This is a genomic window from Corynebacterium singulare, assembly GCF_000833575.1.
Lineage (GTDB): Bacteria > Actinomycetota > Actinomycetes > Mycobacteriales > Mycobacteriaceae > Corynebacterium > Corynebacterium singulare.
Genome location: NZ_CP010827.1, coordinates 2,425,080 through 2,449,074 on the forward strand (window position 1 = coordinate 2,425,080; position 23,995 = coordinate 2,449,074).

A 23,995-nucleotide genomic window follows, 5' to 3' on the forward strand; every position below is an offset into this window, starting at 1 on the left:
TCACCGTGACCACGCTTCCCGAGTTTTTTACATCCCAGCACCAGCTTCGTGAACTAGCCATCCTGGACCAGGGCGCTGGTTCCACACTCTTCCTCGTTGAGGATCCCTCCAAGGAGCAACTGCTCGTGGAGATCTTCTCTCTCGAGCACCGAGGGGTGCTGCGTAAGGCCGGTGTGGCCGGGCAGCTTGAGCACAGCGCCATCGCGCCCATCGTGGGTACGGGCACGATGAACAATGGGCAGGAATTCTTCGTGCGCCGCTGTCTGCCGGGCGAGCTGCTGGCGAATTTCACCGGCTCTGGGGTTGGAGCACGCCACCTCTCCCGGGAGGAGGCCCTGGCCACCTTCACGCCGCTGGCGGAGGCCGTGGACTTCCTCATCCACCGCAACCGGGCTACTTATGCCCTGCGGGCGCTGAACCCGCGCCGCATCATTCTGACGGATCACCGCTCCACTGCTTTCTTCGCCACGGTCGGCCCGGCGGATGCGCAGGAAAGCTCGCGGACGACCGCGGAGGAGGTCATCGCGCGTTGTGCCCAGCTGCTGTCTGCCGCCTACCCAGCCTTCCGCGCCGATGCGGCCTACCCTACTGCCACGGCCATCGTTGAGGCCCTGCGCACCCACAACGCCGCACCTCAGCAGGATATCGCGCAGCCTATAGCCCAACCTGCACCCGAACCAGTACAGCAGGTGGTCCCGCACTCTGATACGCCGCAGAAGAAGTCCTCCCCCACGCTCCTCCTCGGCCTCGGCGCTGGTGCTGCCGCCTTGGTCATCATCGCAGGCCTCGCGTGGTTCTTCACGGGCCGCGCCGCGTGGTCCGAGGAGGAGCAAGCGCTTGTCGACGCCCACCCGGCCCTCCTCAGCCCTCGCCCTGGTGGCAGCGGCGTTGAAGACACAACGTGCGAATCGCGCGAACCGGAAGAATCCCAGACCGCCAAAATCACCTGCTCGGGCGACGGGGTGACGTATTCGGTAGCAGGCTACGCCGGTACCGCTGAGCGCGATGCGGCCGGCCCTGCGCAGGGCGCACAGGAGCTCTCCAACGGGCGTTGCTCCGTCCACAGCTATGACGTGTCGGACGAGGAGCCGTTGTTCTACATGGCTGCTGAGGACTCCGTCGCAGCCGTCCTCGTGTGGGGTGAGGACGCCGAAGAGGCGCGACTGCGCCTGCCTATCTGTTAGTCCACGCGCTTAAGCATTGGGGAGAGCACCGCAATTGCGATACCTGCGATCCCAGCGAAGAGGAAGGCCCAGTGCGTTCCCTGGGCTGTGGCAGCGGCGGCATTCATTCCGGCTTCCGCGCCCGCAACCGTGCCGCGAGTAAGGAAGACCACGAGGAAGGCCGTGCCCATCGCACCGGCTAATTGCTGGAAGGTGTTCATGATGGCCGAACCGTGCGAGTAGAGTTTCTCCGGCAGCGAGGACAACGCGGTCGTCATAAGCGGGGTCATCATCAGGCACATGCCCAGGGAAAAGAGCACGTGCATGCCCACGACCATCCACAGCGTTGAGGACTCTCCCAACGTCGCCATGAGCCAGAGGCTCACCACCATGAACAGCGAGCCTGGAATCGTGAGCGGACGCGGTCCATAGGAGTCAAAGACCCGGCCCACAATCGGCGACAAAAAGGCCTGAATGATGCCACCTGGCATGACCGCAAGCCCGGTGGCGAACGCCGTGGCTCCCAGCGTGGTCTGCAGGTATATCGGCAGGACGGTGACCATACCGAGCATGAGGCCGAAGGAAATAAGCAGGATGATAACGGCCAGCGTGAAGTTGCGGATCCGGAAGGGACGCAGATCCATAAGCGCACGGTCATCGAGTGAGAGACGCTGCTGGCGCCGAATAAACACGATGAGCGCCACAACGCCCACAAGGCTTATGAGGATCTCGGTCCATGCGCCACCCGTGAGCATCTTCTCAATCGACGACAGACCGTAAACCAGGCCGCCGAAGGCAAAGGCCGACAAGACCACTGAAAACCCATCGAGCGGCACGTCCCGGCTCTCCCCTACGTTGGTGAGGCGCCACAGGCCTGCCAGCAGGATGAGCGCCATGAGGGGAACCATGGCCCAGAAGATGACATGCCAGGTAAAGCGGTTAAGAATCGCGCCACCGACCGTGGGCCCCAGCGCTGGCGCCACCGAGATCACAACGGAGATAATTCCCATCACTGTGCCGCGGCGCTGCGCCGGCACCAGGGTCATGGCCACGGTCATGAGCGTGGGAATCATGAGCGCGGTACCACCCGCCTGAAGCACACGGCCACCTAACAGGATGAGGAAATTCGGTGCCAGCGCCGCCACCACCGTTCCGGCGAGGAAAAGTCCCGTCGAGACCAAGAAAATCTGGCGTGTGCTGAGCCTTTCGATGAGGAAACCGGTCGTAGGAATCACCACAGCCATGGTCAGCATAAAGCCGGTGAGCAGCCACTGTGCGCTGGTGGCGGGGATGCCGAAGTCTGCCATGATCGTTGGCAACGCCACCGACAGTGACGTCTCATTGAGAATCATGACCATGGCACCCAAAACGAGGATGCTGAGATTAATGATGACCTTGGCGGGGATCTCGGCGGACATGCGGCCAGCAACACCTTTCCACAAACACGAAGCTCGCCAGAGCGGCGAGCATGCAGGAGAGCCAGCGTACTCCTCACTGTCCAGCGTTTCCACACAAACCGCTAAGACTGCGTTTCGGGTGACACTCCCCAACATCCCAGCGGGCAGTACGGAGGAGATGGCAGGGTGGGCACCATCATGCCCGCTAGAGAAAGGCCCATCGCATGCAGCGGGAGCTCCTCCTCACCAGCCCTGCCGGCGACAGTACGGTCGTGCGTCCGGGCGAGCAGCTCGTGGCGGGCCGTGCGGGCGACTTTCCTCTCGCTCCCGATGATGCCGCCATGCACCGCCATTTCCTCCGCTTCTGGCAGCAGGAGGACAATTGGATGGTGAGTAACGTGGGCAGCTTCCTCGCGGCGGAGCTCTCGTCACCGTGTATCCGCACCCATGGGCCAATTCGGCTCGTTCCGCACACCACCGCCGCCATCCCTGAAGGCACCTCGATGCTGTGCTTTACGACGCCCAGTGGTTCCTACGAACTCACGGTGACGCGCAGCCAGCTTTAGTTGTTTAACCCCGCGCTGAGATTAGTTCGCGCGCTGTCGCATCGAGAACTACGACCGAACCGGCATCCTCAATGCTGCAGTGCAGCCAGCGATATTCTGGCTTATCAGGCCAGCCGGAATCCGCGTTATACGAGCAGCTGAAGTCGTCTTCCATGAGGTAACCGCGGCTGCCGCCTTCCATCGGTGCGAAATCATAATTCTTGTAGTAATCAACAACTTCCATCGCCCTCTTACAGTCCGTACCGTGCTCTTGTGCATAGACGTACTCGCCATTGCCTACATCACCACAGATGGTTCCGGTGATAGAGCGACCTGCCGAATCCGGCTTCGGTGGAAACGTATCCGAGTAATACTGGCCCTGGTCCTTAACCGTGAAGTAATGACCGTCCATCTTCACCGTGAACTCATCGGCGCTCGTGGCTTCAAAGGTCACACCACTCATGGTGACTGTGCTACCCACCTCAAGCGTTGTGGGAGCAGCGTTATCACCGCCCAGCGTCATGGTGGGATAGAAGCCTTTGTTTTCATCGAAGTTGACGGCGTTGGAGAGCCAGCCTGGCTGGCCGGTTGCTGGGTACAAAGGCGGATCAGCAAACAGAACGTTACACCCGAGCATTCCCCCAGCTTCAGTAACCGTGCAGGCAACGCGGTCATCCGGACTACTGATTCCATAGACTTTTGAGGTCGCATGACCCAGGTTGGTCGCAATGAACGCTTCTTTGTCTCGCTCCTGCAGCCCTGGGTCTTCTTTCTCTTTTTCCTGAGAGGTCGTCGGTGACGGACTCTCCTCCGACGACTCAGTGGCGTCGGTGGACGAGGAGGCTGCAGTGGAGGTCTGGTGGAATTGGGGCTCATCGCTGGCAGTGTCGTCAGGAGAAGAGCAGGACGCCGCCGTGCAGGCGATCATCGCAATGGAGAGGATAGGGAGAAACTTCTTCATACCTGAATCGTTCCACGATTCCGGCCTCCATGCAGCACATCGACGCATTTTCCCTGTCCTGGGCTGCCGGGATGTACATACCTGACAAATCAGGTCTGACAACCGGCGGCTGCTGTGAGGTCTTCGTTGATCGGAACATATATAGCCCCAGACTCTCACCACACGAAGCACCCGAAACCACAGGCCGTGGGCATGAGAAAGCCCGCGCAGCCGAGATGGTGGCGTGCGCGGGCTGTCCGGAAACCGGTGGGCTTAGGCCTCCGGCTTCACAATCGGGAAGAGAACGGTCTCACGGATACCCAGGCCGGTCAGGGCCATGAGCAGACGGTCAACGCCCATGCCGGTGCCGGCCGTCGGCGGCATGCCCTGTTCCATGGCCGCGAGGAAGTCCTCATCCAGGACCATGGCTTCCTCATCGCCACCAGCAGCCAGGCGAGCCTGATCCTCGAAGCGCTCACGCTGGATAACCGGGTCAACCAACTCTGAGTAGCCGGTGGCCAGCTCGAAGCCGCGAACATAGAGGTCCCATTTCTCGGTCACACCCGGCTCGGAACGGTGCTGGCGGGTCAGCGGGGAGGTTTCAACCGGGAAGTTCTTCACAAAAATCGGGCCTTCGAGCTGGTCCTCGCAGAGAACCTCCCAAATTTCCTCAACCAGCTTGCCGTGGCCCCAGCCACCGTTCTTCGGAACGTCGAGACCAATGACGTCTGCGATGCCCTTAAGCGTGTCCACATCGGTATCGATGGTGACCTCAGGCTGGCCCGGGAACTTGCGCTGCAGAGCCTCATTGAGGGAGGGGTACATCTCAATCTCCGGCCACTCTTCGCCGCCGAAGTCGTACTCAGTGCCGTCGGCCAAGGTGACGGTGGTGGATCCAAAGACGGCGCGAGCAACGGCCTGGATGGACTCGCGGGTGGTGCGAGCACAGTCGTTGTAATCGCCCCATGCCGCGTAGGTCTCCAGCATGGCGAACTCCGGGGAGTGCGAACGGTCGACGCCCTCGTTGCGGAAGTTGCGGTTGATCTCAAAAACGCGGTCGATGCCGCCGACAACGGCGCGCTTGAGGAACAGCTCCGGTGCGATGCGCAAGTACAAGTCAATGTCTAGAGCATTGGAGTGCGTCACAAACGGGCGGGCAGCGGCACCACCGTGGATGGTCTGCAGCATCGGGGTTTCGATCTCCACGAAGCCTTCGCCTTCCAGGTAATTACGCAGGGCACGCATAACCTTCACGCGGGTCATGGCGTTCTTGCGAGCTTCCTCTCGCACAATGAGATCGTTGTAGCGCTGGCGAACGCGCGTTTCCTCGTTCATGTCCGCGAAAGACACCGGCAGAGGGCGCAGGGACTTAGCAGCCATGGTCCACTGCGATGCCATGACCGAAAGCTCGCCGCGGCGAGACGCAATGACGCGTCCGCGCACGGAGATGAAGTCACCCAAGTCAACATCGGACTTCCAGGCAGCAAGGCGCTCCTCACCAACCTCAGCCAGGGAGAGCATCGCCTGCACCTGAGTGCCATCTCCGTCCTGCAAAGTGGCAAAGCACAGCTTGCCGGTGTTGCGCATAAAGATTAGGCGGCCAGCGATGGCAACCTCAACGTCGGTCTCCTCGCCAGCATTGAGATAGGTCACGCCTTCGGCGCCGGCGGGTTCTTCGCCTTCGGCAACCACCTGGTATTTCTGACGCAGCTCCTTCATGGAGATGGTGCGGTCAACGGTCACCGGGTAGGCATCGGTGCCGGACTCCAGTAAACGGGCACGCTTTTCGCGGCGAATGCGCAGCTGCTCTGGGACGTCGTTAACTTCAGTATTCTTCTTCTCGCTCACGAATGTCTAGGGTAGCCGATCCCCGCAAGGGGGCGCGATCCCGCTTCACAGAGAGTTCACCTAATCGTCACGAAAGATCAAGCAAACGGCCACCTTTGCAGGATTAACTCAGGACGTCCGACGCGACATTTCTGCGCATCTCAATGATTACGACCTCTGGAGCATCCCATGGCACTGCAAGGCCGCAACCTTTTGACCAACATGTTTACCTCTTCTCGTTCCTCCCTTACCTGCACCTACAAGTGCGGTAACGCCTGCTTCGGCGAGTGCGAGAACTCTTCTGACAACCCGTACTTTGGTGATCAGTTTTCCCGCCGTACCGCACTGCGTGCCGGCGGCCTCGCTGTCGTAGCCGTTGGCGGCTCCTCTGCTCTGGCTGCATGTGCTGCACCGGGTGAAGAAGATTCCGCTGCTGCTGGCAGCAGCACCGCTGGCAAGACCTCCGAGGTCAAGGAGTCCGAAATCAAGCTGACCTCTGCCGAAGGCATGCACTTCGAGAAGGTCGAGCCGAACGAGAAGGATGAAGTTGTCATCCCGAAGGGCTACGAGCAGTCCGTTCTTATCGCTTGGGGCGACCCGGTTATCGAGGGCGCACCGGAGTTCGACGTCAACAATCAGACCGCTGCTGACGCTGAGAAGCAGTTCGGCTTCAACAATGACTTTGCCGGCCTCATCGAGCACCCGGACAACAAGGATCGCCTCATCTACATGTGCTCCCACGAGTACACCACCGAGCCGATGATGTTCCCGAATTACGACCCGGAGAACCCGACCGAAGAACAGGTCAAGATTGGTTGGGCTGGCCACGGCCACACCATCCTCGAGGTTTCCAAGGTCGGAGACACCGGTGAGCTCAAGCGCGAGTTCGGCCCGCTCAACCGTCGCATTACCGCCACCACCCCCTTCACCCTGGTTGGTCCGGCGAAGGGCTCTGACTTTGTCAAGACCTCCGCTGACCAGAAGGGCGAGAAGGTCCTCGGCACCCTCAACAACTGCTCCGGTGGCGTGACTCCGTGGAACACCATGCTGTCCGGCGAGGAGAACTTCGACCAGTACTTCGCTGGCGGCGACGTCAAGGATGAGAAGGCCGCTGAGTCCCTCAAGCGTTTCGGCATCAAGGAAGGACCGTCTGAGCGTAAGTGGGAGAAGTACGACGACCGCTTCGACGTCACCAAGGAGCCGAACGAGCCGAACCGCTTCGGCTGGCTGGTAGAGATCAACCCGCTGGATCCGAACTCCACTCCGATCAAGCACACCGCTGTGGGCCGCTACAAGCACGAGGCCGGCAACATCCACATCACCAAGGACGGCACCGTGGTGTGCTACTCCGGCGATGACTCCCGCTTCGAGTACATCTACAAGTTCGTCTCCTCCAAGAAGTACAAGGAAGGCGATCTGAAGCACAACATGTCCATTCTGGACCACGGCACCCTGTACGTGGCCAAGATGGAAGGCAACTCTCCGGAGAAGGAGATCGACGGCTCCGGTGTCCTGCCGGAGGACGGCGCTTTCGACGGTTCCGGTGAGTGGGTCAAGCTGCTGACCTCCGACACCGAAAACAACAAGTTCGATTCCCACGTTGATGGCATGTCCGCTGAGGAAGTTGCTGTCTTCACCCGTGAGGCTGCCGACAAGGTTGGCGCCACCAAGATGGACCGTCCAGAAGACGTTGAGGTCAGCCCGGCCAACGACAAGGTCTACGTTGCTCTGACCAACAACAAGTACCGTGGTGCTACTGGTGAGAACGCCAAGAAGAACCAGGAAGACCCGATGGAGTACGCTCCGGTCAAGGAGAACAAGAACGGCCTCGTCATGGAGATCGAGGACGACCACGCCGGTGAGAAGTTCACCTGGAACCTCCTGCTGGTCTGCGGTGACCCGAAGGAAGCCAACACCTACTTCGGTGGTTTCGACAAGGAGAAGGTCTCCCCGATTTCCTGCCCGGATAACCTGGCCTTCGATAGCCACGGCAACCTGTGGATTTCCACTGACGGCAACGCGCTGGACTCCAATGATGGTCTGTACGCCGTAACCGTTGATGGCGAAACCCGCGGCGAGCTCAAGTGCTTCCTCACCGTCCCGGCGGGTGCAGAGACCTGTGGCCCGATCGTTGATGATGACCGCGTCATGGTCAACGTTCAGCACCCGGGTGAGGCCGATGACGCCACCTTCGAGAAGGCCACCTCGCATTGGCCTGACGGTGGCAACTCCACCCCGCGCCCGGCCGTCGTTGTGGTCTGGAAGAAGGACGGCAAGATCGGTTCTAAGTAAAGAACCCGCTCGTCCTAGGACGAGCGCAGCTGGGCTTCGAGCACATCCTGCGCGAAGTCCCACAGCGGGGTTATGACCCCAGCCTTGGCGCCCATGCGTCGGATTGCTCCGACCTGGGCGTCAAGTTCATTTGGTAGACCTTCTTTGATATCGCGCTGCATCGACGACGTATTGTCCGGGTGCTGCTGGCGTGCGAACTCCATAGTTTGCTGCACGACGTCCTCTGGCAGCTCCACGCCCATGCCACGTCCAGCCGCCTCGACTTCCTTCATGAAGGCCTCCAGCTGCTCGGGGATTTCTTGGCAGAGATACCCAATCGGTTTATCCACCAAGGCACCCAAGGTACCGGTGGAGGTCACGAACATGGCTTTCGACCAGACGTCGACAAGCGCTGCGTCGTGGAATTTACTGGAGGCACCTGCTTCCTTCAGCGCCGCCGCCAGCTCCTGGCCAGTGTCACGCAGCGACTCCGGCGCCTCCGCACTCAGCGGCCCAAAGGCCAGAGATAGTGGCCCTGGATTGCGCTTGATCCGGGCCGGACCCAAGCGGGTGGCGTACACGCGTGCCACACCAGCAAGAATATTCTCTTCCCCGAACTCCTCGGCCGCCAAATACGGAATCTCCACCGAGTTGTGTGTAGTCACCACCGGGATACCCTGCAGGGCCTGCCGATCCTCAGCGCTGCCAAACGTCTCGTTACCCGGCAGTGCCTTCGACGCGATAATCGCCACGTCCAGCCCACCCAAGAGCTCCTTGACCTCGGCAAAGGTGCGCGCGGCCGGGACCTTAATGACCTCGGTGGTGGTGGGCTCTGCGTGGGCGTCGACGAGCGTCACGCCCGTCTCCTCCAGCACCCGCAAGGTCTCACCACGAGCAACGAAGGCGACATCGTGGCCCGCTGCTTTCAGTTTTCCGCCAAAGTATCCACCGATGGCGCCGGCTCCCAGAATTCCAATCTTCATGTCTCTAACCTAGCCGGTTGAGACACACACCACAGGATTTTATCCGCGCTGCTCCAAGTTACGGAACCCAATCCCCAACGGCACACCCGCGTTATCGATAAGCCGCACACCACCAACGGTGGCGGCAATAAAGAGGCGGGCATCGCCCTCTGCAGGTGCCTCACCCAGGTCTCGTCCGCGCAGCTCCACGTACTCGGGCTCCACGCCGGCGGCGGTGAGCACCTCGTGGGCCACGCGGACAACTTCCTCGGCCCCAGACTCCGCCGCGTACGCACCGGCGGTCAGTGCCGCGGACAAGGCGCTGGCTTGCTCACGTGCTTCGGGTGCGACGTCAGCGTTGCGCAGGCTCATCACCACTCCATCCGGCATGCGTACCGGCGGCACACCCTGCACGCGCGCGCCGATGTTAAGGTCCGTGAACGCCTGCTGGGTAGCCACGAGCAGCTCGTAATCCTTCTCCCCCATGAACACATCACTGGGACCCAAAGCACAGGTCAGCGCTACAATGCGGGTCAGCTCGGCGCTCACGTCTTCCATGCCGTGATCGGGTGCAATCACCCGCGTGCGCTGGCTCTGCTTGCCATAGCGCCACACCACGTCGACACTGTCGAGAGCGGTAATGTCCGTACCGTCGTCAACGACGACGACAACCACGCCACCGCGTACGCGCTGTGCGGCCTTCACGAGGGCTAGGTTCCCGGCATGAATGTCGCGCCCCAAAGGCACGAGCACCACGCGCTTGCCCGTCTTGCGGTAGGCGCTGCCGACCATGCGGATGCGCTCGATATCCTCCACTAGGAGTTGCTCTGCCACGGCGCTTCCTTTCCTAGTGCCCACAGTTCCAGTTCTTCAATCTTCTCCTGCTCGCCCACCATGCGGGCAACGTCACGGTAGTTGCGCGCCATACCGAGTTCCACGGCGGCGGGATAGGCCGCAATGATGTCGCCGGCATCAAGATCAAAGGCGCTATGCCCGAAGTCTTCGATGACCTTCGCCTTAATCGATGCCCAGGCACAGAGCGCACCGAGCATTTCAGCGTAGTACAGCCGCGCGGCTCGCTCAGCTCGTTGCGCCTCAGGCACCGTTTCTGAAGTCTGATGAATCTCCGAGAGCAGCAGCCCAATGACGGTCTCTGCAACTTCATCGAGGGCGCCCACCGCATAGGAGTCACCCAGGGGAGCTGCGGCAATCGTCAGGCACCCGCGCGTTTCCAGATCATCGAGCGCCTCCACACCAGCCAGCAATGAGGTGTGGATGACGATTTGCTTGGGGCGCACGTGCTTGGCGACGTCCCTGACCGCCTCCTCCAGCTCCCGGGCCGTCACGGCGAGAATCAGCGTATCGAAGCGGTCGAGCTGGGTGGGGTCCTCGAGGCGTTCGATGGTATGGCCCGCCCACTCTAAACGTCGCGCGAAATTAAGGCCAGCCCGGGAGTTGCCCCAGACCGCCACACGCATGCGTGGTGCCTGCATCTACTTCTTGTCGCCCGTGTTCTGCTGCTCCTCACGGCGCTTGCTGCGCGCCATGAGCTCAGCCACCGAAACCGCGCCTTCCCGCTTCTCATCACTGCGGCGGCGGCCGCGGCTGCTCGATTCCGCCAGCTGACCCTGCTGCGTGGTCTCTACCTCCGGCTTGCGATGACGGTGGTGCTGTTGTGCGAGGCCCGCATCCTCCTTGATGTGCTGTGTACCTGCGGCACCCTGGTTCCAGCGCACAGCCTGGAAGCTATCGGTCTTGAACTCCGGTGCCTTCTGCTGTGGCTGAGGTGCCGCATTCGGCTGGGGCTTGGGCTGTGATTTCGGCTGGGGCTGCTGCGGCGGCTTCTGCTCGGTACGCGCCTGTGGCTTGTCGGCCTTGGGCTGCGAGTGCGGGGCAGCCTGCGGTTTCGGTTGCGGTTTCGGCTGCGGCTCGCCCACGGGACGGAAAGCCGGGGGACGCCCCTGAGAGGGGTGCGGTGCACCGAAGGAAGACGGGGCCGGGCGGGTGTCCTGCTGGCCGGCCGGCTTCGCGGCAGGCTGCTCGGCTGGTTTCGGAGTGGGTTGCGGAGCGGGCTTCGCGGCTGGTTTCGGAGCAGGCTGCTGAGCATTGCTTCGCGCGTTATCCGCCAGCAGGTTGTCCAGCGGGTTGCTCACTGGGTGGGTGGGCTGGGAGCCGAGGCGGCCCGCGACGGCGTCGGCAGACGGTGCGCCACCGGACTTCTGGGTGAAGTTCACCTGAGGTGCATCGCCGCGCTCGTCTACACCGGCGCCACCAGCCTTGCGCTCCAGCTCCTGGATGCGGCGAGCCTCCGCATACAGGGCTGCGGGCTCGTAGACCCACTCGCGGCCTGAGATCTCCTCAATCTGGGTGCGGATGGCTTCGAGCTCAGAGCGGATTTCTGCGAGAACCTCGCTGTTATCAGCGGTGGCAGAACCAGAGGCTGTCAGCGTGGAGGCGGTATGGGCGCGCTCGACCGCCAGAAGCTCCGTGGCCTCCTGGGCCTGCCGGCGGTAGCGCACCACGAGGAAGAAGCCCACGACTGCCGCCCAGAGAGAGGCAAGCAAGGCGATCTTCAGAGCATTCGCCGAACCCGAAATCAGCATGATCAGGCTGGCAATGACCGCAAGGATGACCAAAACGATAAGACCAATCGACCCAGCATCCGTCTTCGATTCGGTCTGGGATGACGTCGCCGGCGTGGGCGGCTGAGAGTCCGGCTGCGCAGAAAACTGGGACGTCGGGCGATTATCCGGGGCCGGCTCGTGCGGGGGCTCGGGGGAATGCTGCGGGCTCGTCATGCCCACTAACTTACCGCCTGTGCACCGTCAGTTGGAGGTGGCACCTCGCAGTGTCGCTCCAACACCACTCCGGCAACGCACATCGCCGCACCACCCAATGCAGAGCTCACCACCCCAGCCAGGTCACCGGCCGCCGCAACGAGCTCGCCGGCGCGCGGCACCACATAGACCGCCATTCCCGCGTAGGCTCCGCCCACAATCGCGCCGGTCCACGCAGAGGCTTTGCCCACGAGCAGGAACTGCGCGATGGTCATGGGGTTAAGCTGCGAATTGTCTAAGCCAATGCCGTGCTCATCGTCCTTGGCGCCGCGCACCTTGAGGGTCAACAGCACGCACACCAGCGCCATGGCCCACAGGGAAATCGAGACGGTTGCCGGGATCGCCAGCATGGAGCCATAAAAGCGGATGGTGAGGATGGCGGCTGCGGCGGCCACAAACAGGGCCGTGCCGATGAGCGCGCTTATCGACGTCCTCTTCATCACTCCCCCAGTTCCCTCACCGCGGCCACCTCATCGCTGTCCAAGCTAGCCACGAGTTCACGCACGGGGGTGCCATCGAGCGCCGCATCGGGATCCGCAGCCAGCCACGGCACGAGCACAAAGGCCCGCTCGTGGGCATAAGGGTGTGGGAGGGTGAGCTCCGGATCATCGGAGGTCACGCCGTCAATCTGCACGATGTCCACGTCCAACGTGCGCGGCCCCCAGCGCCGCACACGCACGCGCTCGGCTGCCTCCTCTAACTTCTGCCCGCGGCGCAGCAGTTCAAGCGGAGTGCAGTCCACGTCCACAATGAGCACCGCGTTGAGGAAATCTCCCTGGTCTGTCACTCCCCACGGTGGGGTGGCATAGACCGGAGAGGCGGCGACGGTCTCATCAGCAAACTCGTCGAAGACAGTCTGGAGGAGCGCGCGGCGATCCTCCATGTTGGAGCCGATGGACAGGACCGCGCGCATTAGCCGGCCATCCGTTTCCGGGAACGGCGTGCCACCACAGCCACATCCGCAAAAGTGCGCGGGATGGGTGCCTTCGGCTTGTGGATGGTCACCTCGATGGCATGCAGAATCTCGAAACGCTGCATCGCGGTCTCGGCGACTTCGGCCGCCACGGTCTCGATGAGATCACGGGAAGGTCCTTCGACGATGTATGCGGTGACGTCGGCAAGCTCGGCGTAATTCACCGTGCGGTTCAGGTCGTCCTCGATGCCCGCAGTGTCCAGCCAGCAGGTCACGTCCACGATGAAGGGCTGCCCGGTCTTCTTTTCTTCCTCGAAGACGCCGTGGTAGCCAAAGCATTCCAACCCGGTGAGCTCGATGCGGTCCGCCACTTTTAAACCCTCCCCAAGGATGTCGACACCACGGTGCCACCATCGGCACCGTTGGCGTAGCTGCCGGAGGCATGCGCGCCACCGGCATAGGCCGCGCCCGCGGTCCACGCGGCGGCCACGTCCACAGCATCACGCGAGACATCAACCTCGTGCACGCGCACGCCCCAGGCACCCATCTGCGCGGAGATGGCGGTGACGGCTGCGGTGGCGGGATCTGCCAGGAGCGGGCTGGACTCCGCGCCGCGGTCCTCCCTAATAGCGGCGAGGAAACGCTTGCGGGACGCGCCCACGAGCAGCGGGAACTCGCCCTGTAGGAACTCTGGAAGGGCCTTGAGCAGCGCCCAGTTATCCTGTGGGGACTTGGCAAAACCAAGTCCTGGGTCGACAACGATGTTGTCGTGGCTGACGCCGGCGGTGAGGGCGGCGTCGGCAAGCGCGGCCAAGGACTCATGGACATCGCGCACCACATCCCCGCCGTGGTCCGCCACGCCGGCCGCACTGCCGAACTGGACGGTACGCCAGTGCATGAGGCAGACCGGCAGGCCCGTGGCCGCCATGGTGTGGTACATCTCTGGGTCAGCCGCGCCACCGGAGACATCATTGATCATGTCCACCCCGGCCTCGGCTGCCGCCGCGGCTACCGACGCCCGCATCGTGTCCACCGAGGTTTTAATCCCCTCCTCGTGCAGCGCCTTGATGACGGGAACCACGCGACGCTCCTCCTCCTCAGCAGCCACGCGCACCGCGCCTGGGCGGGTGGACTCGCCACCAACATCGATCATGTCCGCCCCCGACGCCACAAGGTGGTGAGCATGGTTTAAGGCATCGTCGACGTTGATCCAACGCCCGCCGTCAGAGAAGGAATCTTCCGTGACGTTGAGGATTCCCATGACCACCGTGCGGCCGGGGACAGTGAGGTTACTGACTGCCATAGTGGGTTAACTCCTGATCAGGCTCATGACCTCCGCGCGGGAGGCTGCGTTCTTCTTGAATCCACCGCGGACCGCGGACGTCGTCGTGGTCGCACCCGGCTTGCGGATTCCGCGCATGGCCATGCACAGGTGCTCGCACTCAATAACCACGATGACGGACTGGGCGTGGAGCACCTCCACTAGGGCATCTGCGATCTGGCTGGTGAGGCGCTCCTGCACCTGCGGGCGCTTGGCGTACATGTCCGCCAGGCGGGCCAGCTTGGACAGGCCGGTGACGTGGCCGTCTGGGCCCGGGATATAACCAATGTGTGCCTTGCCGTAGAAGGGCACGAGGTGGTGCTCGCACGTGGAGTAAATAGGGATATCGCGCACGAGGACGAGCTCCTGGTGCTCCTCGGCGAAGGTCTTGTGGAGAACCTCTGTCGGGTCCTCGTGCAGACCTGCAAAGACCTCCGCGTAGGCGCGGGCCACTCGGCCCGGGGTCTCCCGCAGACCCTCACGGTCAGGGTCCTCGCCTACGGCGATGAGCAGTTCACGCACGGCCGCTTCGGCACGCTCGTGGTCGAAGTCGCGCGTGGCTGGGATGTTATCGCTCATTGTTCCGACCGTCCTTGTACGGGTTGTTGCGGTGTTCCTGCTCGCCCCAGCCAGGTGCTCCCCAACCGGAAGCGTCCCAGCCGCTCGTGTTCTTGTCAGACTGGCCTGCCTGGGCTTCCTGGCCTGCCTGGGCTTCCTGGCCTGCTTGCCCTGCCTGGGCTTCGGGCTTGGCGTGGCGTCCGCGGCGCGCAGGCTCAGCCTGCGGCTGACGCGGCTCGGTGCCCTTCGTCACGCGCGGGATGACACGGGTCTCGTCGTTGCTGAAGCCACTCTGGGAGCTTCCGGAGGCCTCAGCGTGCTCGCGGCGCTGCTCACGGAGCTCCTCCTCAGGGACCTCCTGCTCGCGGCCGGCTGGGTCCGTGACAGTCTCGGTCTCAGGGTGAGCTGCGCTGCCGGAGGCGGTTACAGTGTGGGAGCTAGCAGCGCTGTCAGGGTCGCCGAAGAAGGTGTTGCCCTTCTCTGGGTCCACCACGTCACCCGCATGCTGGCCAAAGCTGAAACCAATTTCCTCCGAGGTGGTGTTTGGAGCGGGCTGACCGTTCTCCTGGGCGGCGAGGCGGCGCTCGCGGGCGGCACGGGAGGCGTCGAGAAGCGTCATGCGCTTCGGAAGCTCCTCACCGCGCTCCTTGGCCAACTCCGCCGGAGTCTTCACCGGCTCACGGCCGGCCTGGCGCGGGAAGCGCTCGTCCTCGTTCGGGAAGACCTCGAAGGCCTCGCGCGGCTCAATGCCCTCGAAGATGCCCTCGAGGTCCGGACGGCGCAGGGTCTCCTTCTCCAGGAGCATCTCAGCCAACGTGTCCAGATAGTCGCGGTTCGCGGCCAAGATGTCATAGGCCTGACGGTGCGCACTGTCGAGGAGGTAGGCCATCTGCTCATCAATCTTGGCGGCCACGGCATCGGAGTAATCGATGGACCCGCCGCCACCCAAGTGGCTGAACGGATCGCCTTGCTCCTGGCCGTACTTGACGGTGCCCAGGTCCGGGGAGAAGCCGTACTCCGTCAGCATAGAACGCGCAATCTTGGTTGCGTGCTCGATATCGGAAGAGGCACCGGTGGTCGGCGCGCCGAAGACGAGCTCCTCGGCCGCGCGGCCGCCCATGGCGAAGACGAGGCGGGAGAACAGCTCATCGCGGGTGTACATGCCCTTGTCATCTTCCTGCGAGGTCATGGCGTGGCCACCGGTGCGGCCGCGGGCCAGGATGGTGACCTTGTACACGCGCTCAATATCCTTAAGCGCCCACGCGGCCAAGGTGTGGCCGCCCTCGTGATAGGCGGTGACCTTCTTCTCATGCTCGGAGATGATCTTGCCCTGGCGGCGCGGACCGCCCACGACGCGGTCGGTGGCCTCCTCCAGCGCATCATAGGTAATGACGTTGCCGCCGATACGCGCGGTGAGCAGGGCAGCCTCATTGAGCACGTTAGCCAAATCCGCGCCGGACATACCAGCAGTGCGCTTAGCCAGCTGCGCCACATCCACTTCCTTGGCCAACGGCTTGTCCTTCGCATGCACGCGCAGGATCTGCTCGCGGCCGGCCAAGTCCGGGTTGGTCACCGGAATCTGGCGGTCAAAGCGGCCTGGGCGCAGCAGCGCCGGGTCCAGGATGTCCGGGCGGTTGGTGGCAGCGATGAGGATGACGCCCTCACGGTCACCGAAGCCGTCCATCTCCACGAGCAGCTGGTTCAGGGTCTGCTCGCGCTCGTCGTGGCCACCGCCTGTGCCGGAGCCACGCTGGCGGCCCACGGCGTCAATCTCATCGACGAAAATGATGCAGGGGCTATTTTCCTTGGCCTGCTTGAATAGGTCACGCACACGGGAGGCGCCCACACCAACAAACATCTCCACGAAGTCGGAACCGGAGATGGAGTAGAAAGGCACGCCCGCCTCACCCGCGACGGCGCGAGCCAGCAAAGTCTTACCAGTACCCGGAGGGCCGTAGAGCAGCACACCGCGCGGAATCTTGGCGCCAAGCGCGTGGTAGCGCTCTGGGTCATCGAGGAAGTCTTTGATTTCTTGAAGCTCATCCACGGCCTCGTCCGCGCCCGCCACATCAGCGAAGGTGTTGGTTGGCATGTCCTTGGTGAGCTCCTTGGCCTTGGAACCACCAATGCCGAACATGCCGCCCGCGCCCTGCTGCATGCGGGACATCATCCAGAACAACAGCGCGAAGAGCAGCAGCATCGGCAGCAGGAAGCTGACCATCGAACCGATGAAGGAATCCTGCGTGACCTTCGTCTCGTACTTCTCCGCACCGGAATCCTTCACCGCGTTGAAGACCTGCTCGGAGGCGCGAGCCGGATACTTGGCAATGACCTCCTCGATGCCCTCCTGCTCTTCCACCGTCACCGGTTTCTTGAGCTTGAGGCGCAGTTGCTGCTCGCGGTCATCGATTTGCGCTTCCTCGACGTTCTTCTCCGTCAGCTGCGCCATGGCCACCGAGGTGTCCACCTGTTTGAAGCTGCGGGCGTCATTGGTAAAGAACGTGAACGCGTACAGCAGGATGAGGACGAGGCCCGCGATGGAGCCATAGCGGATGATGTTCTTGTTTTTCATTAACTACCTTGCACAGTTGCGGCTGGAACGCCGGACAAGAAAAAGGACTTAATCGTTGCTGTAGACCGCCGGACGCAGCGTGCCCACATAAGGCAGGTCGCGGTAGCGCTCAGCAAAATCCAGACCATAGCCCACAACGAACTCGTTGGGGATGTCGAAGCCAACATCAAAGAGATCGAGCTCTGCCTTCACAACCTCCGGCTTGCGCAGCAGCGTCACCACTTCCAGAGAACGCGGCTGGCGGCCTCGCAGGTTGCGGATGAGCCAAGACAGAGTCAGGCCGGAGTCGATGATGTCCTCCACAATCACCACGTCGCGCCCCTCAATGTCGCGGTCCAGGTCCTTGAGGATCCGCACCACTCCGGAGGACGAGGCCGAATTGCCGTAGGAAGACACGGCCATAAACTCCAGCTGGGAGGGGATAGTCAGCTTGCGGGCGAAGTCAGTAAGGAAGAATACCGCACCTTTGAGCACACACACGAGGATGAGGTCATCCTCAGCGTTGCTGTACTTTTCGGAGACGCGATCCGCCATCTCCTGGATGCGTTCCTGGAGGGAGTCTTCGGCGACGAGGACGTTCTCGATGTCCTCTCCGTAAGGGTGAGCCGGGACGGCTGAATCATGATTGTCGTGCACGTGAGCGCTCCTTTGATGACCGAGGCAATAGTGACAGTGTGCCACCAACGCGAAAGACTTCCAACCTTGTGCCCACCTTTTCTCCCCTACCCTCGTGGCCGGCGGCGGCGCTCACCGCAACACCGCCTTGTCCATGCCACTGCGTGCACAGGTTATCCACGCCGCGGATGGCCTCGCGGGTGACCTCTATGCCCTGCTCGCGCAGCCATGCGGCAATCGCCCGGCGGCGCTTAGGCTCCGGCATCGCGGCCAGTTCGACGCAGGAGTTGGTGGGTGGGGTGAGAAGGGAGGCATCGTCAAGCGCGGCGTCCTGGGCGGCCTGGGCCAGGGCCGGGATGGGGTCACCACCGACGATGTCCGCCAGGCGCGGAAGAATGTCTCGGCGCAGCGCCACGCGGCGAAAGGTGGGGTCCACGTTGTGCAGGTCCTGCCAGGGCTCAACGCCCAGCTCCGCGCAGGCGGCCTCGGTGTGGGCGCGACGCACGGTCAGCAGCGGACGCAGGACGTGCGCGCCTTCCACCTCGGCGCGCTCGAGCATGCCCGACACCTTCCCTCGCAGGGCCCCTAGGAGCAGCGTTTCGGCCTGGTCATCGGCCGTGTGCGCCACCGCCACCTCACCCCAGGGCGCGAAGGCACGGTACCGCGCGGTGCGGGCGGCGGCCTCAACAGAGCCGTGCTTGTCGACGTCCACCCGAATCACCTCCGCCCCCGCTCCCCAGGCCTGGGCCTGGTCGGCTGCCCGGCGCGCCTGCTCGGCTGAGCCCTCCTGCAGGCCGTGGTCAACGCAGAGGGCGGTGACGTCGTGGCCTTCGGCAACGAGGGCTGCGGTGAGCGCCAGGGAATCGGCCCCTCCCGACAGCCCCACGGCCAGCCGTCGTGGGCGCGCTCCCACGACAGCGCGGACTGCAACGCGGCAGGCCAAGAAGTTGGGGCTCTGCCTGGGCCAGAAAGGTTCGTTAGAAGTCATGGAGGGCGGCGGCCAGAGCGTCTTGGGCTTGGCGAGCGGACATGACCTCACCATCGTTGACGAGGAAAGCAAAAGCGTAGACGTGGCCCGACTGGCCTTGCGCCGTGCCGGCGAGGGCAGACGTCTCGGTCAGGGTGCCGGTCTTCGCACGCACGAAGCCGCGCGCAGGTGACTCGGGATAGCGCTGGTAGAGGGTTCCTTCGCCGCCCGCCAGCGGGAGGTAGCCCAACAGCGGACGCAGCTCCTCGGCGGCTACGGCCTTGTCCAGAATGTGAGCCAGCACGCCGGCGGGAATGCGGTTATCGCGCGAGAGGCCGGAACCATCCTTCAGGACAACTCCACTGACGTCGATTCCGTTGTGGGCGAGCACGTCGAGCGTGGTCTTCGCTGCACCCTCGAAGCTGGCATCGGCACGCTCGTGGCTGGCGAGTTCACGGGCGATGGCTTCCGCCATCACGTTGTCCGAATCCTTGATTGCTTGCTGGGCGCGCAGGGCTAAAGGTTCAGAGTCGCTGCTGGCGATGACCTCCGCCCCGGCAGGAACAGCCGCGATGTCTGCTTTGTCGGTGCCCAATCTTGCGGCGAGTGCACGGGCGACGTCGAGGGCCGGCTCGTGAGAGCGCGGGACATCGCCGGTCTTCTCCTCGATGCGACCGCCATAGAGCATGGCAGGCTGGATGGGAGCGACATAGCCGCCGTCGATGTTGTCATCATCCCAGCCAGCGGCCTGGTCAGGGCCGGCCCATACCGAGGTATCGATGGAGACCCGCCTGACCGTCCCCGTCGTATGCTTGATCTGCTCAGCCAGGTCATCCAGGCGCTCCTCCGTGAGCCAGACATCGCCGGCGACCTTGATGACCACCTCGCCGTCCTTCTCTCCTTTAAGAACTTCGGTGGTGATGCGCTCCTCTTCGTCGAGAGCAAGCGTGGCCGCAGCGACGGTCAGCACCTTGGTCGCGGAGGCCGGGGTCAGCGGCTTGGCCGGCTCTCGTTCCCACACCACTTCATGGGTTTTGGTATCGATGACCTGCGCACCAAATGTCCCCAGGGCCTCATTCTTGCCCAGCTCATCAAGGCGCTTCTTCAGCGCCGCGGTGTCGAGCTCCCCTGCCTCCACCGGTTGCACCAGGGTCTCAGGCGCTGCCTGCACATAGGGCTCGCCGTGGTCCAAGTGATCGTAGGTGCGCTGAATTTTCACACCCAACGCGGCCGTCGCCGCAACGGCTCCCGCCGTGACGAGGGCCGCAGTACTCCACCAGACATGCTTCGCTTTCATCGCCCTTTACACTAGCGCGGTAGACTAAGCGGAGCACATATCAACCTATACGTTATGGAGGAATCAGCCGTGAGCGTTGAAGTAACCATCGAGATCCCCAAGGGCTCCCGCAACAAGTACGAGATCGACCACGAGACCGGCAAGGTCCACCTCGACCGCTACCTGTTCACCCCGATGGCCTACCCGGCTGACTACGGCTTCATCGACCACACCCTGGGCGAAGACGGCGACCCGCTCGACGCACTGGTCATTCTCCCGGAGCCGGTCTTCCCGGGTGTCGTGGTTGAGGCTCGCATCGTCGGCGTGTTCAAGATGACCGATGAGGCCGGCGGCGATGACAAGCTCCTCGCGGTTGTTGATGACCCGCGCTGGGAGCGCTACCAGGACATCACCGATGTGGAGCAGCACATCAAGGATGAGATCGAGCACTTCTTCACCCGCTACAAGGACCTAGAGCCGAACAAGGAAGTTACCGGCTCTGGCTGGGGCGACAAGGCTGAGGCAGAGAAAATCTTCGAAGAGGCCAAGGCTCGCTTCAAGTAAGCGCTTCTGCCGCACGCTAACCGCGGCATTGTGAGGTACGTTTCCGCAGACGGTGAGTTCCCACCGCGCGCAGAAGCGTATCTTTCGCGTTTTCCGACTAGTCACTGTCGTTCACGGTAAATAGTGGCGAAAAATAGCGGGTTTTGGAGCGCTATTTACCGTGAACGTCGTAGCAAGCTAGCCGCAGTGGGTGGCAAGCCAGCCGTCAAGCTCGGACTCTGGCGCGTCGGGAGCGATGGGGTCCTCGGCGAATTCTTCGCCGGTACGGGCCTTGTCCTTGGCCGTGGTGAGCATGAGTGAGCGCCCATCCGGGTAGTCAATGACAGTGTTGGCGGAGGCGTAGCCGGCGGTTGGCTCACCGAAGGTGCGCACGTTGTCCAGGCCACGGAAGGCTAGGAGGGTGGCTTCGGCGGAGGATGCGGTGACGCCATCGGTGAGCACCGCGACGGGGACCTCGAGCTTGCCGCCGGACGTGGTGGTGGGTGTGCCGCCACCGGTGACGGAGTTGCCGTCAATGACAACGTCCGTGGTCCCCATGCGGCTAACGAAGGACAGCGCGGTGCCGTCGGGCAGCAGCGGGCTGAGCCCCGCGTACATGGGTCCCATGTCGCCACCATCGTTGCCCCGCAGGTCCACCACGGCGGCGCAGGCCTCCGGGTGGGCGGTCAACCCTGTGGCCAGGGTATCCGCGTAAGCCTGGCCGTCATCGTGGCGGCCGATGGACGGAACGGTGGCGCGCAGGACGCCGTCGTCGTAGTCGACGACGGGGGCGGTCTTCTCAATCGCCTTTTCCTTTTCGGCGCTAAAGACCTTGGAATGCTTACCGCCGGCGGCGTCGATGGCGGCATCGAGGAGATCGGCATTCGTGGGATCCTCCTCAAAGGCCTCACGGGCGCGCTGGAATTTATCGCTGTCGCCGTAGATGCCGGTAAGCGCCGCGGTATCCACCATCGCGGTGTTGATGCGCTTTTCGCTGGCGTTGAAGAGGAATACGGGTTTGCCCGCAAACGCCCCGCCATAGGAGGGGCCGAAGAAGTACACGGCCGCGACCACGGCGATGAGAGCAACGACGAACAGGCCACCGAAGATTTTCAGTACCGTTTTTCATTCTTTTCGCCGTCCCGTGCGCAACACGTAACCGCGGAGAGGCTCCACAATCACGATGGCAAGGAGCGTAACCAGCCAGCCCACTGCCAAGAAGCCGAAGGCCATGAGCAGGCGGGCGAGTACATTGACGTCGCTTGACTCGACGCTGGAGAAGAACATCAGCGAGGCAATCCCGCCGCCAAAGAGGAAGCCGAAGAAACTCAATCCCACGACGGGCCCCATGACCGCAAGCGCGCCGGACCGGAACTGGAAGCCACGCGGCACGCCCATGAGATCCAGGGAGCGGATGAGCTCCTTGTCTTCAAAGATTCCGGAGACCTGTCCCAGGATGATGGACATGGTGGTCAGCGTGAAGCCAAAGATGAGGGTCAACACGACACCGGTGGAGATGTCTTTGAACACCACGTTCGTTCCGGGGTCTTCCTTGAGCGACAGAGCCAGGGCATCGGAGCCCAAGGGCGCGGTAACGAGGAATCCCGCCAAGTAACCGAAGAAGCCGATGGCAGCACTCCGCCTCCACGCGGGGCGCGCATTACCCGCCACGCGCTGGCAGGCCACGAAGTGCGCGGTACCCGGGAAGAGGGACAAGATGTGCGCGCCGAGCTGCAGGATGAAGGGAGCGATGAGGTTGATGCTCATCAGCATGCCGAACATAACCACGATGACCATAGCGGTGGGCGGGCCCGCCTTGCCGAAGAGGAAAGCCCCGCCGACCGCCACGATGACAAGGAAGACGATGGCGCGCCACCAGCGGTAAGCCGCGGGCATCTGACGCTTAGCCACGCCCAGCGGGCTCACCCGCACCCGGCGCATGCCGACGAGTGCTGCGCCGATGGCCAGCAGGAAAAGTACGCCGGCCACGGCCAGATAACCCCACCAGGGCAGCAGAATCTCAGGCAAAGAAATGGAGCGCATCTGGAAGTCCAGCTGGGTGAAGACCGGCGCGATGAGCTGGCTGATCAGCCCGCCGAGCACGATGCCAATGATGGCTTGCAGGCCCGTCTCCACGATGGCCATGCGCTCCACCTGGCGGGAGCTCAATCCCAACAGGCGCAGGGTGGCCAGGCGCTGCTCCCTGCCTGAGGCGCCGAGGACAGCGGCTTGGGCTGTGAGGTTAAACAGCGCCGGAAGAATGAAGGCGCAGGCCAACAGGGCCAGAGCAAACCACGAATACAGGAAGAACTCAATCTCGTTGCCGAAGGGCTCCTTGAGAGCCGGGGCGGCGTCCTCGACGTGCTGGGCGCGCTCCCAGAACATCCAGGTGCCACCCGCAACGAGGAAGGCAATGGCGGAACCAATGGTCAGGCTCACAATCGCCAGCACCGAGACAATTCCAGTACCGGAGCGCGCGCGTATCGATTCGCGCTGCAGGTCAAAGACCAAGGTTGCGGTGTTCATCGAATCACCCCAAGGCGGCGGTCGTCGTGGATGATGCCATCGCGAATCTCCACGCGGCGCTGCATCCAGTCGGCCACCTTCGGGTCGTGCGTGACCATGACCAGGCTGGCACCCGACTGGCGCACGATGGTGGTCAGCATCTGCATCACCTCATGACCGGTGGACTGGTCCAGGGCACCGGTGGGCTCATCGGCGAAGACCACGCCCGGATTCGCCACCAGCGCACGCGCGATGGTCACGCGCTGCGCTTGACCACCGGAAACCTGCGCCGGGCGGCGGTCCGCCAAATCGCCCAGGCCCAGTTGGTCCAGCAGCTCCAGTGCTCGCTTGCGGGCGGCACTCCGCCCCATACCGTTGAGCATTGCGGGCAGCGCCACGTTGTCCACGTTGCTCAGCTCCGGCAGGAGCTGGCCATCCTGGAAGACGAAGCCGAAGTTGCGTAGGCGGAGGCGGGAGCGGGGGCCATCGCCAAGCGCGGAGAGCTCCTCATCCCCGTAGCGCACGCTGCCGTGCGTGGGGGTGAGCACGCCGGACATGCAGTGCAGCAGCGTGGACTTGCCGGAGCCGGACGGCCCCATGACGGCCACGAGCTCGCCCGGCGCGATGTCGAGGGAGATTCCAGCGAGCACCGGGCCGCCGCCGAAATCCTTGGTGATGTCTGTCAGGGAAAGTGTCTGTGTCATGTCTTTCATTCCACCGTCTCGGGCTCGCTTTAAGAACAGCCCTAGCGTTGCTCTTTACGGTAGTGCCAGCACTACCCCT

At 63.1% G+C, this 23,995-nt stretch carries 23 protein-coding genes; 4 read left to right on the forward strand and 19 right to left on the reverse strand.

Annotation, left to right across the window (positions count from 1 at the left end; genetic code table 11):
* The first annotated feature begins 5 nt into the window (after nucleotides 1-5).
* Nucleotides 6-1,184 (forward strand): serine/threonine-protein kinase, encoded by a 1,179-nt coding sequence (locus CSING_RS11260; RefSeq protein ID WP_042532344.1) that lies wholly within the window; start codon nucleotides 6-8, stop codon nucleotides 1,182-1,184.
* Here CSING_RS11260 and CSING_RS11265 read toward each other — a convergent pair.
* Nucleotides 1,181-2,581 carry an MDR family MFS transporter gene (locus CSING_RS11265; protein WP_042532346.1) on the reverse strand — a complete coding sequence of 467 codons (1,401 nt, stop codon included), beginning with the start codon at nucleotides 2,579-2,581 and terminating at the stop codon, nucleotides 1,181-1,183. The genes CSING_RS11260 and CSING_RS11265 overlap by 4 nt on opposite strands.
* A 203-nt stretch (nucleotides 2,582-2,784) precedes the next feature.
* Between CSING_RS11265 and CSING_RS11270 the strand changes: the two genes are divergently transcribed.
* Nucleotides 2,785-3,126: a hypothetical protein gene (locus tag CSING_RS11270; RefSeq protein WP_042532348.1), complete on the forward strand. Its 342-nt coding sequence runs from the start codon at nucleotides 2,785-2,787 to the stop codon at nucleotides 3,124-3,126.
* A 4-nt stretch (nucleotides 3,127-3,130) separates the two neighbouring features.
* On the opposite strand, the gene CSING_RS11275 is transcribed toward CSING_RS11270, so the two are convergent.
* Both CSING_RS11275 and lysS read right to left on the reverse strand, forming a co-directional pair.
* Nucleotides 3,131-4,066 (reverse strand): hypothetical protein, encoded by a 936-nt coding sequence (locus tag CSING_RS11275; RefSeq protein ID WP_042532350.1) that lies wholly within the window; start codon nucleotides 4,064-4,066, stop codon nucleotides 3,131-3,133.
* Nucleotides 4,067-4,318: 252 nt separating this feature from the next.
* Nucleotides 4,319-5,893 carry a lysine--tRNA ligase gene (gene lysS / locus CSING_RS11280; RefSeq protein ID WP_042532352.1) on the reverse strand — a complete coding sequence of 525 codons (1,575 nt, stop codon included), beginning with the start codon at nucleotides 5,891-5,893 and terminating at the stop codon, nucleotides 4,319-4,321.
* Between the two features lie 168 nt (nucleotides 5,894-6,061).
* Between lysS and CSING_RS11285 the strand changes: the two genes are divergently transcribed.
* The gene (locus CSING_RS11285; protein ID WP_042532354.1) at nucleotides 6,062-8,164 is read left to right on the forward strand and encodes a PhoX family protein; all 2,103 of its coding nucleotides are present in this window, start codon (nucleotides 6,062-6,064) and stop codon (nucleotides 8,162-8,164) included.
* A 14-nt stretch (nucleotides 8,165-8,178) separates the two neighbouring features.
* Here CSING_RS11285 and CSING_RS11290 read toward each other — a convergent pair whose 3' ends face one another.
* From CSING_RS11290 to dacB, 13 genes are read right to left on the reverse strand one after another with little or no spacing between them, the layout of a single operon-like run.
* On the reverse strand, nucleotides 8,179-9,126 hold the full coding sequence (locus tag CSING_RS11290; RefSeq protein ID WP_042532356.1) for a 2-dehydropantoate 2-reductase: 948 nt from the start codon (nucleotides 9,124-9,126) through the stop codon (nucleotides 8,179-8,181).
* Nucleotides 9,127-9,165: 39 nt separating this feature from the next.
* The gene (locus CSING_RS11295; RefSeq protein WP_042533446.1) at nucleotides 9,166-9,897 is read right to left on the reverse strand and encodes a pantoate--beta-alanine ligase; all 732 of its coding nucleotides are present in this window, start codon (nucleotides 9,895-9,897) and stop codon (nucleotides 9,166-9,168) included.
* Nucleotides 9,898-9,920: 23 nt separating this feature from the next.
* Nucleotides 9,921-10,598 (reverse strand): Rossmann-fold NAD(P)-binding domain-containing protein, encoded by a 678-nt coding sequence (locus CSING_RS11300; RefSeq protein WP_052471424.1) that lies wholly within the window; start codon nucleotides 10,596-10,598, stop codon nucleotides 9,921-9,923.
* On the reverse strand, nucleotides 10,599-11,903 hold the full coding sequence (locus CSING_RS11305; protein WP_042533450.1) for a DUF6779 domain-containing protein: 1,305 nt from the start codon (nucleotides 11,901-11,903) through the stop codon (nucleotides 10,599-10,601).
* Between the two features lie 5 nt (nucleotides 11,904-11,908).
* Nucleotides 11,909-12,382, reverse strand: a complete 474-nt coding sequence (locus CSING_RS11310) for a DUF3180 domain-containing protein (protein ID WP_042532357.1) — start codon at nucleotides 12,380-12,382, stop codon at nucleotides 11,909-11,911.
* Nucleotides 12,382-12,855 carry a 2-amino-4-hydroxy-6-hydroxymethyldihydropteridine diphosphokinase gene (gene folK / locus CSING_RS11315; RefSeq protein ID WP_042532359.1) on the reverse strand — a complete coding sequence of 158 codons (474 nt, stop codon included), beginning with the start codon at nucleotides 12,853-12,855 and terminating at the stop codon, nucleotides 12,382-12,384. The genes CSING_RS11310 and folK overlap by 1 nt, the downstream gene beginning before the upstream one ends.
* Nucleotides 12,855-13,226, reverse strand: a complete 372-nt coding sequence (folB, locus tag CSING_RS11320; protein ID WP_042532361.1) for a dihydroneopterin aldolase — start codon at nucleotides 13,224-13,226, stop codon at nucleotides 12,855-12,857. The genes folK and folB overlap by 1 nt, the downstream gene beginning before the upstream one ends.
* Nucleotides 13,227-13,228: 2 nt before the next feature.
* The gene (gene folP, locus CSING_RS11325; protein ID WP_042532363.1) at nucleotides 13,229-14,158 is read right to left on the reverse strand and encodes a dihydropteroate synthase; all 930 of its coding nucleotides are present in this window, start codon (nucleotides 14,156-14,158) and stop codon (nucleotides 13,229-13,231) included.
* Nucleotides 14,159-14,164: 6 nt separating this feature from the next.
* Nucleotides 14,165-14,755: a GTP cyclohydrolase I FolE gene (gene folE, locus CSING_RS11330; RefSeq protein WP_042532365.1), complete on the reverse strand. Its 591-nt coding sequence runs from the start codon at nucleotides 14,753-14,755 to the stop codon at nucleotides 14,165-14,167.
* A complete protein-coding gene (gene ftsH, locus CSING_RS11335; RefSeq protein WP_042532367.1) occupies nucleotides 14,745-17,306 on the reverse strand; it encodes an ATP-dependent zinc metalloprotease FtsH in 2,562 nt (853 codons plus the stop codon). The genes folE and ftsH overlap by 11 nt, the downstream gene beginning before the upstream one ends.
* A gap of 48 nt (nucleotides 17,307-17,354) precedes the next feature.
* On the reverse strand, nucleotides 17,355-17,942 hold the full coding sequence (gene hpt, locus CSING_RS11340; protein WP_042532369.1) for a hypoxanthine phosphoribosyltransferase: 588 nt from the start codon (nucleotides 17,940-17,942) through the stop codon (nucleotides 17,355-17,357).
* Nucleotides 17,926-18,909, reverse strand: coding sequence for a tRNA lysidine(34) synthetase TilS (tilS, locus tag CSING_RS11345; RefSeq protein WP_084226209.1), 984 nt, complete (start codon nucleotides 18,907-18,909; stop codon nucleotides 17,926-17,928). The genes hpt and tilS overlap by 17 nt, the downstream gene beginning before the upstream one ends.
* Entirely contained in the window at nucleotides 18,899-20,185 is a 1,287-nt protein-coding gene (gene dacB, locus CSING_RS11350; RefSeq protein WP_042532373.1) for a D-alanyl-D-alanine carboxypeptidase/D-alanyl-D-alanine endopeptidase, read from the reverse strand. The genes tilS and dacB overlap by 11 nt, the downstream gene beginning before the upstream one ends.
* Nucleotides 20,186-20,254: 69 nt before the next feature.
* On the opposite strand from dacB, the gene CSING_RS11355 reads away from it, so the two are divergent.
* Entirely contained in the window at nucleotides 20,255-20,728 is a 474-nt protein-coding gene (locus CSING_RS11355; protein ID WP_042532375.1) for an inorganic diphosphatase, read from the forward strand.
* A 177-nt stretch (nucleotides 20,729-20,905) separates the two neighbouring features.
* On the opposite strand, the gene CSING_RS11360 is transcribed toward CSING_RS11355, so the two are convergent.
* From CSING_RS11360 to CSING_RS11370, 3 genes are read right to left on the reverse strand one after another with little or no spacing between them, the layout of a single operon-like run.
* Nucleotides 20,906-21,781 (reverse strand): S41 family peptidase, encoded by an 876-nt coding sequence (locus CSING_RS11360; protein ID WP_236683977.1) that lies wholly within the window; start codon nucleotides 21,779-21,781, stop codon nucleotides 20,906-20,908.
* A gap of 51 nt (nucleotides 21,782-21,832) precedes the next feature.
* Entirely contained in the window at nucleotides 21,833-23,233 is a 1,401-nt protein-coding gene (locus tag CSING_RS11365; RefSeq protein WP_042532379.1) for an FtsX-like permease family protein, read from the reverse strand.
* Nucleotides 23,230-23,916 carry an ABC transporter ATP-binding protein gene (locus tag CSING_RS11370; protein WP_042532381.1) on the reverse strand — a complete coding sequence of 229 codons (687 nt, stop codon included), beginning with the start codon at nucleotides 23,914-23,916 and terminating at the stop codon, nucleotides 23,230-23,232. The genes CSING_RS11365 and CSING_RS11370 overlap by 4 nt, the downstream gene beginning before the upstream one ends.
* Nucleotides 23,917-23,995 lie beyond the last annotated feature (79 nt).

What these genes read in the sequence shown, in the direction of transcription:
- CSING_RS11310 (WP_042532357.1), bottom strand. Translation starts at nt 12,382, where the DNA reads ATGAAGAGGACGTCGATAAGCGCGCTCATCGGCACGGCCCTGTTTGTG.
- CSING_RS11275 (WP_042532350.1), bottom strand. Translation starts at nt 4,066, where the DNA reads ATGAAGAAGTTTCTCCCTATCCTCTCCATTGCGATGATCGCCTGCACG.
- ftsH (WP_042532367.1), bottom strand. Translation starts at nt 17,306, where the DNA reads ATGAAAAACAAGAACATCATCCGCTATGGCTCCATCGCGGGCCTCGTC.
- CSING_RS11270 (WP_042532348.1), top strand. Translation starts at nt 2,785, where the DNA reads ATGCAGCGGGAGCTCCTCCTCACCAGCCCTGCCGGCGACAGTACGGTC.
- CSING_RS11365 (WP_042532379.1), bottom strand. Translation starts at nt 23,233, where the DNA reads ATGAACACCGCAACCTTGGTCTTTGACCTGCAGCGCGAATCGATACGC.
- CSING_RS11370 (WP_042532381.1), bottom strand. Translation starts at nt 23,916, where the DNA reads ATGACACAGACACTTTCCCTGACAGACATCACCAAGGATTTCGGCGGC.
- CSING_RS11290 (WP_042532356.1), bottom strand. Translation starts at nt 9,126, where the DNA reads ATGAAGATTGGAATTCTGGGAGCCGGCGCCATCGGTGGATACTTTGGC.
- CSING_RS11295 (WP_042533446.1), bottom strand. Translation starts at nt 9,897, where the DNA reads ATGGTCGGCAGCGCCTACCGCAAGACGGGCAAGCGCGTGGTGCTCGTG.
- CSING_RS11300 (WP_052471424.1), bottom strand. Translation starts at nt 10,598, where the DNA reads ATGCAGGCACCACGCATGCGTGTGGCGGTCTGGGGCAACTCCCGGGCT.
- folP (WP_042532363.1), bottom strand. Translation starts at nt 14,158, where the DNA reads ATGGCAGTCAGTAACCTCACTGTCCCCGGCCGCACGGTGGTCATGGGA.
- CSING_RS11285 (WP_042532354.1), top strand. Translation starts at nt 6,062, where the DNA reads ATGGCACTGCAAGGCCGCAACCTTTTGACCAACATGTTTACCTCTTCT.
- folK (WP_042532359.1), bottom strand. Translation starts at nt 12,855, where the DNA reads ATGCGCGCGGTCCTGTCCATCGGCTCCAACATGGAGGATCGCCGCGCG.
- CSING_RS11305 (WP_042533450.1), bottom strand. Translation starts at nt 11,903, where the DNA reads ATGACGAGCCCGCAGCATTCCCCCGAGCCCCCGCACGAGCCGGCCCCG.
- dacB (WP_042532373.1), bottom strand. Translation starts at nt 20,185, where the DNA reads ATGAAAGCGAAGCATGTCTGGTGGAGTACTGCGGCCCTCGTCACGGCG.
- folE (WP_042532365.1), bottom strand. Translation starts at nt 14,755, where the DNA reads ATGAGCGATAACATCCCAGCCACGCGCGACTTCGACCACGAGCGTGCC.
- tilS (WP_084226209.1), bottom strand. Translation starts at nt 18,909, where the DNA reads ATGACTTCTAACGAACCTTTCTGGCCCAGGCAGAGCCCCAACTTCTTG.
- CSING_RS11265 (WP_042532346.1), bottom strand. Translation starts at nt 2,581, where the DNA reads ATGTCCGCCGAGATCCCCGCCAAGGTCATCATTAATCTCAGCATCCTC.